Below are 11,317 nucleotides of genomic sequence, written 5' to 3'. Positions count from 1 at the left end.
CGTCTCAGTTGTTTTTCGTCCGACATGATGGTCGGACGCTACAGATTCGTCGGGCTTCAAGCCCGACGCTATGGGTTTTGTAGGGGCGGGTTTTAAACCCGCCCCTACGTTTCTTTATTCTATCACCTCTAAAACCTGCTCAAACCTGCCAAAGGAAGGAATCAAATAAACCCCGGAGACTAAGGATTTAGCTTCTTTTAAAAGCTCCTTGCAGATCTGGACGCCTTCTTTTGCGCCCTTCTCCCCTGCTTTTTTCATCCTCTCCCTTATTTTATCCGGAACTCTGATGCCAGGGACTTCGTTGTGAAGGAATTCTGTGTGTTTTGAGCTTTGTAAGGGGAGCAGTCCCATAAAGATTGGCAGCTTAATCCCTTCGATTCTTCTTAAGAATTTCTCTAAGGACTCTAAATCGTGAAATGGCTGGGTGAAGATAAAATTTGCACCAGCATTTTCTTTTTCCCTGAGCCGGTCTAATTCTCTATCCCAGTTTTCAGCATTAGGGTCAACTCCGACTCCTGCGAAAAAAGAGGCGGGTGAGCCGATTGAATTCCCTGCCCAATCACAGCCAGAATTTAGTTTCTGGATGATCTTCACCAAACCGATTGAGTCAACATCATATACTGCGGTCATATGGGGATAATCTCCTAAGCTGGGCGGGTCACCGGTAATAGCTAAGATATTCCTGATACCCAGGGCATGCGCACCTAAAAGGTCTGATTGCAAGCCCATCAGGTTTCTGTCTCGACAGGTGAGATGCAGGATCACATCGATACCAGTCTTTTCCCTCAGAAGATAAGCCGTAGAAAGGCAGCTCATCCTTACCTTTGCCATAGGGCTATCAGCAATATTCACCGCGTCGATCCCTTTATCCTTGAGTTTCTGAGCCACCTGAAGTATCTTCTCCGGATTGGTTCCTTTGGGTGGGTCTAATTCAACCGAGACTAAGAATTTCTTACCTATGTTCTGGGCAAAATCTGAAAGCTCAATCACTGGTCTTTCAACTTTTTCCTCCTCGATTTCCTCTTCTACCAGAATATCCGGCTCGTCAACTGACGTGAACTTTGAGTTAAGCTTCCTGATCACCTGACACATTTTTTTTATATGCTCAGGCGTGGTGCCGCAGCAACCACCCACGATATTTACTCCAGAGCGGATGAATTTCTCCGCATAGTCCGCCATATATTCAGGCGAGGAAAGATAAATGTATCTTCCCTCGACAAAATGAGGCAAGCCGGCATTAGGCTGGGCAGAAAAGAATTTGTCACTTTTGCCTTTCATGGTCTGGACGACCTCGTACATCTTCAAAGGACCAACACTACAGTTGGCACCGACGACCTCTACGTCTAACTTGTTCAGAAACTCTGCCACCTCTTCAGGAGTGTTCCCCATCAGGGTTTTTCCGTCCTCTCCAAAGGTCATTGAAGCGATAATTGGCAGCTGACAGATGCCTCTGATAGCAGAAACTGCCTCCCTCATTTCCCTGAGGTCAGATATGGTCTCAACTATGAATAAATCTACTCCGCCTTCTAAAAGCCCTTCTGCCTGCTCTAAAAAGGCTTCTCTGACCTGCTTTAAGGTAATCTCCCCGAATGGATGAACCCTCTGCCCTATGGGTCCGATAGAGCCAGCCACAAAGATATCCTTACCTTCTATCTCTCTGGCTTCACGGGCAAGCTTTGCCCCTTTCAAGTTTATATCCCTGACCTTCTCCTCGAATCCGTGAGTTGCCAGCTTGAACCGGTTGGCGCCAAAAGTATTAGTCTCAATAATCTCCGCACCTGCTTTGATGTAATCCTGATGCACCTTTTGCACGACCTGGGGATTTGACAGGTTCAGTTCGTCAAAGCACTGATAATAGGAAACTCCCCTGGTATAGAGCAGGGTTCCCATTGCCCCATCGCACAAGAGGGCACCTTTTTGAAGTCTTTCTAAGAAAAGGCTCATGATTCTTAAATTATGATTTCCTAATGACGTCGACGGATTGCTTCGCTCGTTTCACTCGCCCGCAATGACAGCCTATGATCGTCATTGCGAAGAGCCCATCTGGGCGACGAAGCAATCCCATCACTGCGTTAAGCGACCCTGTCCTACGGATCCGTTAATAGGAAAAGGGTCGCGCTACTTAATGCCCAATTCTTGCTTGACCTCGCGAACTGCTTCAACCATTACTTTAAGCTTAGCCTGGGCTTCCTCGACTGATCTGGTCTTTAAGCCGCAGTCCGGATCGATATAGACTTTTTCTAAAGGAAAAACTTCTAACGCTTTTTTGATATTTGCTTTTACCTGTTCCTTGGTCTCTATGATGTGGCTATGAACGTCTACTACACCAACCGCTATTTCTTTGGTGAATTTCGGATTCCTGAAAAGCTCTAAATTGGCGAAATTGCTGTTGGCAAATTCCAGGTCTAACTGATCAACTGGCAGATCGAGTAGCCGGGGATAGATTTTGGAGAAATCACCGTAGCAAATATGGCTGATAGTTTTTGCTGTAATCCCCTTGGTGACTATAGCCATCGCCTCTATGGCTAAATCTATCTCCTCAGGCCGGGTGGATAAAGCCGGCTCGTCTATCTGGATATATTTTGCCCCTGCTTTTTCTAAATCTGCAACCTCCTGATGAATTACTTGAGCCAGGGATAAGGCAGTATCTCTCCGGGTCGGATAATACTCGTTAAAAGACCAGTCGGTCATAGTATAAGGACCGGTGAGCATTCCCTTGACCGGTTTTGAGGTCAGGCTCTGGGCAAATTTGAAAGTCTCAACTGTCATTGGAGCTTTTCTTTTTACTTCTCCAAGAACCACCGGCTTGCGATAATATCTGTTTCCGTAAGAGCGAACCAGACCGCTTACGCCAAAACCCTCTAATCTCTCTGCAAAATAGGTGGTCATATCCCCTCTTTCCATCTCGCCGTGCACCAGGATATCTATTCCAATTTCCTCCTGAAACTTGATTACCTCAGCAGTCGCTTTTTTCTCCAGAGCATGCAGTTCTTCTTCGGTGATTTCACCGCGGGAAAACTGTGTCCTGGCTTTAGCCAGGTAATCCGGCTTGGGAAAGCTCCCCACACTGGTCGTCAAAAGCATAATTTCTTCTCCTTATGTGTCATTCTGAGCCCGCAGGGCGAAGAATCTACCTCAAGGTCAAATTCGACGGATTCTTCGGTCGCTTCGCTCCCTCAGAATGACGGTCTTCGGACAGGCTTTGTCATATTGAGCGTAAGCGAAGTATCTCGTCCTTCTACATATCAATTTAACGCAAATAATCTTTAGCCCATTTGTCAGAACTCAGGTTATCAGGAATTGAACTTGGTAGCAATGGAGGAAAGAAGTTTTATTTTTTTCAGGGCATTTTCATGCGGCAGAAATTCAAGCCCGCAGGAAGGACTGATATAGATCTTGTCTGGAGGAATGTTTTTTGAGACCTTGTCGATTAGCTGGAGGATTTCTTTTTCATCCTCCATTTTGGTATTCCGGGCATCCAGGCATCCAAGTATCACCTCTTTTTTCACATCTGCTTTGAGGATCACATCTAAATTCTCAGGCTTGCTCACCAGGTCAATACCTATGATATCCACAGGCATGTCAAAAAGTCCCGAAGTGAGATTTCTTATGCTTCCAAAATACAAAAAAAGGATAGATTTAGTTTTTAAACCAGAGGTGATAATCCTTAAGCTTTCCTTCACCAGACCAATCTCTTGGGGGAAATTACATAAAGAAGGCTCATCGAACTGGATATATTCTACCCCTTCCTGATCCAATTTTTGAACCTCTTTTCGCAGAATCTGGCTGAAGTCTGTCACTAAAGTCTTCAAATCATTGTAATACTCATCCAGGGATAATTTTGCCCAGGTAAGAGGTCCTGGCAAAACCACTTTTAATTTTTTAGATGAATTAGCTTTAGCGAATTTATACTCTTCCAGGGTAGTATAATCTTTGAAAACCATTCTGGATTTTATTACTGGTTTCCGGTAGTAAACGTTATTGTCAAAAAATCTTAAGAGCCCATTAATTTCGCACCCTTCGATATTCTTGGCAAAAGGAGTCACCAGGTCATCCCATCTGATCTGTCCATCAGTGATGATGTCGATCCCTGCTTCTTCCTGCTCCTTCAAAACTCTGACAATAGTTGCTTTATAGACCTCTTCCAACTTCTCTCTTGAGATCTTTTTCTGGTCAAACTGATTCAAAGCATTTCTCAGATTGGGCACGTTCTTATCCGAGCTTATTTTAGGATAATTACCTACTACGGTTGTTCTGATCATAGTTTTTTTGTGTTATAAACGGGGTTTTTAGCGCGACCCCTTTAAGAGGGTCGCTTGGGCGAGGCTGAAAGTCTCAAGACCTTGACGGCCTTGCCCTACATACATACCCTCGTTTTGCTGCTCGTTGGTCTCCAGACCAAAGAGCTTACCTTCATTGGTGAAGACACCAACGAAGAGCAATCATGCATGTGTACCTCTAAAAAATCAGAGCTTCAGCTTGTCCCCTAATTCACCTATAAAAGGTATTTTCCAGTCTCTCCCCTGGGTAGCGTATATTATCCCGGCTGCAGCCGAGACCAGACAGAGAATCAGTATCATTCCCCAGAATAGCTGGCTTATCTTGGGAAAAAGAAAGATAATGGCGATAATCTCTAAAGCAAAAAGAAGTAATCCCTGCTTCCCGTGCTTAAGGGCAAAAGGATTATCTCTCATCTTGATCAGAGGGACAAAGCACATAAACGGTATATAACCCAGAATGGCTGCTGCTTTTCCCTCCTGGATCATCTTTTCCTGAGATTGATCCGGTTCCTCATTTTTCTCTTCAGTGTTCATGCGTTCTATATCGTCCATTTTTTTCTTATAAGAATCATCAGTGTGGGGGTTCAAAATTTTGAACCTCTACAGTTTTTACCAGTAAGCAGGGGTTTTGTCCGCTTGTAAAAAGCTGAATTTTATCAAGTCAATTTCCGGACACCTTTCGATCTCATCCTCTCCTTTTCTGACTATCACCCTGAACTGAAATCCTTTCTCCTTCATCTGCTCAAAAGCAGAAAGGGGCAGAGAAAGCTCCAGGACCCTGGCAAATGCGAAATTTACCGGTATTGAGGTTTCCTTCCACTTTTTATTTTCCTGGTCATATCTGCAAAGGGAAGCTTTATCTTTCGAGACCGGGAGCCTGAAGCGGGACGGAATAAAAATTTCAAAATCCAACCTGTAATCCTCGGCAAAATATTTCTCTACAGGTAGAACCGTATCTATCCTCAAATAAAGATTTTCCAGGTCATGCCCGAAATAGATGTGTTTTACTACGCTGACTGCCCTCCTTATCACCCCGCTTAACTTCACACAATCCAGAACCCCTGCTCCTTCCCATTCATAAAAATGGGTAACTTTACCATCTAAAGTCGGGGTAATGAAATTGGTAGGCTCCTGGATCGCCAATACCTTAGCAGCGGTTCTCAGTGATTGGAAAAGAGTTTGGGGCGGCTCCAGTTCCATAATATCATATACAGAAAGAAGGTGTGAACGGAAAAGGAGATCGAAAAGCTCGCTGCCCGGACCTGAATGAGTGCTTCCATACCACCAGCACCAGTCGCTACCCTCAGCTACGTAGATTTCCTTCCAGGCGGCTTTAAGTTTTTCCTGGGGAATATCGCCGCCTTTTCTCTGCTGGAATTCTACTAACCTTTCTCTGGTCTCATTGAGCAGGTCCCAAGCCAAGTTATCCTCTGGCTCTCCAATCCAGATTTTAAAGTTGTGGTCGATCCAGGAGCCGGGGTATAAACTAGGCAATTTGGATTTTACCTGAGTCTCATCTAAGAACTTACTTACTGTGGTAGTCTGAATCGACTTTTCCTTTGAAAGTCCTGTGTAAAGAGCATTAAGAAAATCATGTCCGTCGTTTTTATAGTATTCCCAGCAGTTTTCCCCATCTAAGATGATGCTTACTATTGATTCTGGTATCTCTTCCTCTTTCAGATTTTTCCTGATCTCTAACAGCCGGTTAATCAAATCATCTGCTGCTTTCTGGGGGTCCCAGCGGGAATAGACAAATCCGATTAAATCGGAAAGGAGATGATCTCTGAAAACAAAAAAGAGTTTACTCCCTTTAACGGTCACTTCGTATGGTTTATACAACAGGTCATTCTTATAATGGTCAGAAAACCCTTCAACCTTCATGCTCAGATACAGTATCTCCTCGTCCGTGGCTGCCCACTTGATCCCGGCCTGGGCAATTAGAGGAACGATGTCCTCGCTTACCCCTCCCTCTGAGGGCCACATTCCATTGGGTTTTCCGCCGAAAACCCTCTCGAAAAATTCGACCCCGCAATTGATCTGAGCCAGGGCATCCTCTGGGTGAGAAAATTTTTTCAAAGGAAGAGCAGTGTTTGGCTGAGAGACCTTAGCTATATCAGTGTTGCAGAGCAATGGCAATATGGGGTGACAGCAGGGCGAAATAGTTATCTCTATCTGTCCTTTATCCTTCAACTCTTTGTACTTCGGAAGAATCGAATGGATGATGCTTTTCTGTTTTGAAAGCATCATCTTTTTGTCTTCCTCGGTGAAATTCTCCTTTTTTTTGAACAAGGGGGCCAATTCCGCATCTTTTCTAAAAATCGGATCAAACCAGACCAAATTAGACCAAACCTGCAGGTCAAGGAAGTCCTGAGGGGAGAACCTCTGGGCAATCTGAGGGAACTTCTCAGGGTCCTCTCCCCTTCTGAGAAGGAGCTGATAAAAACGCGGATAGGACTTAATCATCGTCGATTGATTGCCCATAAAGAAATCCCTGACTATTTCCAGTTTTTCGTCTGAGGTCAACTGGTCAGCTCTTTTCTCTGTCAAAAACAGATGACGATCGTAAACCGAATTGGAGGAGTAATCCTGGAGCTGTTCGATCAAAGTCGGCACCAGGTTAAAAGTCATAGAGATGCCCGGATAGTTATCCAGTATAGCCACCATATCATAATAATCTTTTAAGGCGTGCAGCCTCACCCAGGGGAGAAGATAACGGTTGGTTTTGAGATCCTTATAATAAGGCTGGTGCATATGCCAGATGAAGGCAACTTTCAATGGCTTTAACGAATTTGGATCCATAAATTAGTTCTCTCTTAACCTTTCTGCGCCGAGATCTCTGCTAACTCCAGCCGAGCTTGGGTTACTACTTTTGAATTAGGGTATTTGGTTATTATCCTGTTGTAGAGCTCCTTAGCTTTATCAAGCTGGTTGGCATAGGAATAAGATTGAGCTGCAGAGAGGAGTAAATTGGGAATAACAAAATCATCCGTAATTTTGCCTGCAGCCTGAAGATAGGAGTCAGCTGCCTGCCCATATTCTTTCTTCTGAACGTGACAATCTCCTATGCCGGAATAAGCCCCGGATAAAAGCAGAGGGTCGGTTTTTGGATATCTGCTCACGAATTCCTGAAAATATCGCAGTGCCTGGTCGTAATCTTTACCATAATAATAAGAATTCCCCAGAAGATATAATGCCTCCTGAGCAGCATCTGTCCCTTTATAACTTCTCCAGATGTTCTGCAGGTCGGTTGTGGCTGCCTGAAACTCTCCGGACTCAAGCTCTACCCGGGCTTTTCCCAAAAGCTCAGCTGCTTTTTGATTGCGACTTTTATTGGAAGAGATCAAAAACAAAACCACAAGAGCGACCACCAGCAGTCCAGCCCCGGGTATCAAAAACTCCCTGGAGTGTTTCTGGACAAATTCCGTAAATTTAAAAGTGGTAGTTACCAGCTTATCTTCCTTCATCATATGTTTGGTTACTTTTCCTTTTTTAGGACTCATGTCTATTAGCTCCTCACAAAAAATTATATTATGATCTCGTAGTTGCCCAATTTATTGGGCAAGTTTTTTGTCATTCTGAGGGGGTCACGCCTAAGGCGGGACGACTGAAGCATCTTTAGATTCTTCGTCCCTACGGGGACTCAGAATGACATTATCACATATTTAATTCAATATAGTTTCATCACCAATCAAGTCCTTTACAAAAAAGGCGAAGCTCTTTTGGAAATCGAGCTTCGCCTGTATATAATTACCATAGAAATTAAAAAAAGCCGGTGAAGTTCACCAAAAACCGGTTATCCTTTTTCACAATCTTGCTAATATCAAAAGGTGCACCTATAATGTAACCGCTCATTGCAGTCTGGTACTTGCTGTACTCATAGGTAAGATCAAGTTTTATCTGGCTCCACCCTATTCCAGTTCCTAAAGAGAGCGTATATCCCGTAACCTTCTTCCCATTCTCCTGACTTACTATGTCGATTACATCCAATGCATTTTTAAGGTTAGCTCCGGCCTGTGGATCAAAATCAATTCCCGTTATCTCCACATTTTTCAGGTCCGAGAAAACTTTAGGTTCATTTCTGAATCCCGCTCTTATGGGTATGGACCCATATTTACTCTGATAAACGTATTCTCCTCCGATCCTGAATTGAGCCAGGGAATTCCAACCCAGATCCATCGTGGTATCTGGCGAATTTGGATCAGACCATCTGGAGGGATACTGCAATTTTGCTTTGCTGAAATTCCTCAGCTCCAGGTCTCCGGCTAAAGTAAGTCCTTTTATCCTGTAGGAAGCTCCAAAACCTACCGTTAAGGGGATTTCCCATTTCTGCTTATATTCAACCGGGAAGACCGGCCGGGATGAAATTGCATCTGGATTAGTAATAGTAACCCCGTTAATGATGACATCCTTGAGAAACTGAGCATCGTCTTTTTCCTGTAACTTAAAGGGTGTTTTCACTATAGCCCCAATCCTGAAGTCTCTGTATTTATACATTGCACCAAGCGTGAAATTAACTCCGGAATAAGTCCCCTTTATGAAGGGATGATAGGTGATTAATGTGTCGTAAGCCGGGTTCCAGGTGAATCTTATCTGTTGATTGGAATTATATTCGTAGGAGCCGGTGTAGATATTTAAGCCTACGCCTAAGGATAAATCCTTATAAACCTTAGTACCTAAAGAAAGATTTATTATATCCAGTCCTCCTGTAATCTCGTCCTCCTTATCCCCGATTCGGACAGAATCCTCACCTGCTATATAGACGCCGAAATTGTCGATGCGTCTCTCGCCAGGGAAATTATAAATCCGTTTATCATAGATGTCAGAAGACCTGTTATACAGGACGCTACCAACTACCTCCTTCTGATAAAGTTTAAAAGGGATGATCACACTCCCGAAAGAGATCGAGGCTTTGTTCTGCTTTAAAGAATTCGGAAAATCAGAGTTAGCATAAGTAGTGGTATATTTCAATCTGGGATTTATGAAATAAAGAGTTGCTCCCATCTGGTATTTATCTAATTGAATAAGCCCGGCTGGATTCCAGCTGGCAGCAGATGGGTCGTCGGATACTCCAATAAAAGCCCCTCCCATCCCCCTGGCTCTGGCCCCTCCTCCTAACAAATTGTAATCAAGGATATTTCTGGTTACTAGAACCTGAGCAAGTCCCTGGTTGGTAAAGGCTAAGACCAGCAAGGCGATTGTCAGGATTAGTTTTATCTTCATCTGGCTCACTCCTTTTTGGGTTTTTGGTTCACCGCATAATTTTAAGTTCCAAATATATAAGTTTACCTTTTTCTTGGCAAGTATTTTTTTATTTTTTTTGTTTATTCTTTTAAACCTCAAACTTTAAACTTTTAAACTGTATTTCTACCCCCGGCCCGACTTGAACGGGCGGCCAACAGTTTAGGAAACTGCTGCTCTATCCAAACTGAGCTACGGGGGCGGAGAAATAAAGTGATTAGCGAATGGTGATTAGTGATTAGTCCTTTCCCTTCCACCCGCAAGACAATACTCGATGATCACTCCCTGGCATATTTGATTAAGGAGAACAGGTCATAGTTCTTCAGTTTCTCTCTTCCTTTCAGGAAAGACAACTCTATTAATACCAGGATGCCAACTACTTTTCCGCCTAATTTCTCGACTAGCTTACAGGTGGCTTGAAGAGTGCCACCGGTGGCTAAAAGGTCATCCACGATCAGAACCTTCTGTCCTTTTTTGACAGCATCTTTATGGATTTCCAGAGAATCAGTTCCATATTCCAGGTCATATTTTTGTTCGATTCTGTCAGCCGGTAATTTTCCGAATTTACGAACCGGCACAAAGCCGACTCCTAAACGGTTAGCTAAAGCTCCGCCCAGGATAAAACCTCTTGATTCGACTGCAACCACCAGGTCGATTTTCTTGCCATGATATTTTTTATACAATAAATCGACTGTTTTTTTAAATGCTTTTCCGTCTTTAAGCAAAGTGGTGATGTCCCTGAAAACCACACCCTTCTTGGGGTAATCTTTAACGCTTCTGATCAGTTTTTTTAAATCCTGAGCCATCTTTTCTCCTTTAACGACCAATCCTTAGAATTTTATCTGGAAATCCGGGTAACTATTCTGGTATTCTTTCCATTCGATATTTACCCCGGTGACATGCGCAGACCGGGGTCCGATTTTCAAATCTTTAATGAAATCCAGTATCATACCCTTATCCCCCTCCACTTCAATCTCTACATCCTCATTATAAAGGTTTCTGACGTACCCTTTGAGATTATATTCCCCTGCTTTTCTGTACACGAAATAGCGAAATCCAACTCCCTGAACTACTCCAGAAATAATTATATGAGCGGCAACTTTATCCGGGCTCATTTCTACTTGATTTGATCCAGGGCTAACTTAACTGCCTCTTTAGCATCTTTGGCTTTAATGATCCTCTCCGAGACATCCCACGTTCCCAGGCTGACTACCGGTTTTTCTAACTTTAGACAGAAGGCTAATTCGGACAGGGTCCCATATTTTCCAGGCAGGGCTATAATGACATCTGAACTGCGAATTACTACCAGATTTCTGCCTTCTCCAAATCCGGTTACTATGGGGTAATCGATATAAGGATTCGCATCGCCCCTGCTTTCCCCTGGTATTATCCCTATGGTAACTCCTCCATTTTCCCTGACACCTTTAGCCGCACCTTCCATCACCCCGCCTAACCCGCCGCATACTAAGATCGCTCCTGATTTGGCAATATATTTACCCACTTCCTCTGCAGTATTGCAGATTTTCTTTGAGCAAGTCCCTGCTCCAATCACCCCGATGAAAATCTTCTTACTTTCCTTCTTTGCTTCTTTTAACTTCATACACCGGCTCCCTTTTACCCCCGGATTGTTATTTTCACCTATTATCCTATATCTTATCTTCGGGGCGATCCGATTTGAACGGACGACACCTTGGTCCCGAACCAAGTGCTCTACCAGGCTGAGCCACGCCCCGTTTTATTCAATTAACTCAAGTATCTTATATTTTTTTTTTATGAAAGTCAATAGAAAAATCGCTTTT

10 protein-coding genes and 2 tRNA genes are annotated in these 11,317 nt (G+C 43.7%); all 12 read right to left on the bottom strand.

Annotated features, from left to right (window positions below):
- Window positions 1-114: 114 nt before the first annotated feature.
- Entirely contained in the window at window positions 115-1,944 is a 1,830-nt protein-coding gene (locus MUP17_00860) for a bifunctional homocysteine S-methyltransferase/methylenetetrahydrofolate reductase (protein MCJ7457525.1), read from the bottom strand.
- 174 nt (window positions 1,945-2,118) lie between these two features.
- Entirely contained in the window at window positions 2,119-3,084 is a 966-nt protein-coding gene (locus MUP17_00855; protein ID MCJ7457524.1) for a methionine synthase, read from the bottom strand.
- Between the two features lie 209 nt (window positions 3,085-3,293).
- Complete coding sequence (locus MUP17_00850; protein ID MCJ7457523.1) at window positions 3,294-4,262, bottom strand: methylcobamide--CoM methyltransferase; 969 nt, start codon at window positions 4,260-4,262, stop codon at window positions 3,294-3,296.
- Window positions 4,263-4,466: 204 nt separating this feature from the next.
- Window positions 4,467-4,832, bottom strand: a complete 366-nt coding sequence (locus tag MUP17_00845; protein MCJ7457522.1) for a DUF4870 domain-containing protein — start codon at window positions 4,830-4,832, stop codon at window positions 4,467-4,469.
- A gap of 57 nt (window positions 4,833-4,889) precedes the next feature.
- On the bottom strand, window positions 4,890-7,079 hold the full coding sequence (locus MUP17_00840) for a glycoside hydrolase family 57 protein (GenBank protein MCJ7457521.1): 2,190 nt from the start codon (window positions 7,077-7,079) through the stop codon (window positions 4,890-4,892).
- A gap of 14 nt (window positions 7,080-7,093) precedes the next feature.
- A complete protein-coding gene (locus tag MUP17_00835) occupies window positions 7,094-7,780 on the bottom strand; it encodes a tetratricopeptide repeat protein (protein ID MCJ7457520.1) in 687 nt (228 codons plus the stop codon).
- 259 nt (window positions 7,781-8,039) lie between these two features.
- The gene (locus MUP17_00830) at window positions 8,040-9,500 is read right to left on the bottom strand and encodes an outer membrane protein transport protein (protein MCJ7457519.1); all 1,461 of its coding nucleotides are present in this window, start codon (window positions 9,498-9,500) and stop codon (window positions 8,040-8,042) included.
- Between the two features lie 145 nt (window positions 9,501-9,645).
- Window positions 9,646-9,720: transfer RNA gene (locus MUP17_00825), tRNA-Arg, on the bottom strand.
- Window positions 9,721-9,796: 76 nt separating this feature from the next.
- Complete coding sequence (locus MUP17_00820; protein MCJ7457518.1) at window positions 9,797-10,324, bottom strand: adenine phosphoribosyltransferase; 528 nt, start codon at window positions 10,322-10,324, stop codon at window positions 9,797-9,799.
- A gap of 24 nt (window positions 10,325-10,348) precedes the next feature.
- Entirely contained in the window at window positions 10,349-10,633 is a 285-nt protein-coding gene (locus MUP17_00815) for an acylphosphatase (GenBank protein MCJ7457517.1), read from the bottom strand.
- A 2-nt stretch (window positions 10,634-10,635) separates the two neighbouring features.
- Entirely contained in the window at window positions 10,636-11,118 is a 483-nt protein-coding gene (locus MUP17_00810) for a TIGR00725 family protein (protein MCJ7457516.1), read from the bottom strand.
- A gap of 59 nt (window positions 11,119-11,177) precedes the next feature.
- A tRNA-Pro gene (locus tag MUP17_00805) sits at window positions 11,178-11,251 on the bottom strand.
- Between the last annotated feature and the right edge of the window lie 66 nt (window positions 11,252-11,317).

This window comes from Candidatus Zixiibacteriota bacterium (assembly GCA_022865345.1).
GTDB lineage: Bacteria > Zixibacteria > MSB-5A5 > MSB-5A5 > RBG-16-43-9 > RBG-16-43-9.
This window is presented reverse-complemented; position numbering and strand designations above follow the sequence as displayed.

What these genes read in the sequence shown, in the direction of transcription:
- MUP17_00855 (MCJ7457524.1), bottom strand. Translation starts at nt 3,084, where the DNA reads ATGCTTTTGACGACCAGTGTGGGGAGCTTTCCCAAGCCGGATTACCTG.
- MUP17_00820 (MCJ7457518.1), bottom strand. Translation starts at nt 10,324, where the DNA reads ATGGCTCAGGATTTAAAAAAACTGATCAGAAGCGTTAAAGATTACCCC.
- MUP17_00810 (MCJ7457516.1), bottom strand. Translation starts at nt 11,118, where the DNA reads ATGAAGTTAAAAGAAGCAAAGAAGGAAAGTAAGAAGATTTTCATCGGG.
- MUP17_00815 (MCJ7457517.1), bottom strand. Translation starts at nt 10,633, where the DNA reads ATGAGCCCGGATAAAGTTGCCGCTCATATAATTATTTCTGGAGTAGTT.
- MUP17_00835 (MCJ7457520.1), bottom strand. Translation starts at nt 7,780, where the DNA reads ATGAGTCCTAAAAAAGGAAAAGTAACCAAACATATGATGAAGGAAGAT.
- MUP17_00850 (MCJ7457523.1), bottom strand. Translation starts at nt 4,262, where the DNA reads ATGATCAGAACAACCGTAGTAGGTAATTATCCTAAAATAAGCTCGGAT.
- MUP17_00830 (MCJ7457519.1), bottom strand. Translation starts at nt 9,500, where the DNA reads ATGAAGATAAAACTAATCCTGACAATCGCCTTGCTGGTCTTAGCCTTT.
- MUP17_00845 (MCJ7457522.1), bottom strand. Translation starts at nt 4,832, where the DNA reads ATGGACGATATAGAACGCATGAACACTGAAGAGAAAAATGAGGAACCG.
- MUP17_00860 (MCJ7457525.1), bottom strand. Translation starts at nt 1,944, where the DNA reads ATGAGCCTTTTCTTAGAAAGACTTCAAAAAGGTGCCCTCTTGTGCGAT.
- MUP17_00840 (MCJ7457521.1), bottom strand. Translation starts at nt 7,079, where the DNA reads ATGGATCCAAATTCGTTAAAGCCATTGAAAGTTGCCTTCATCTGGCAT.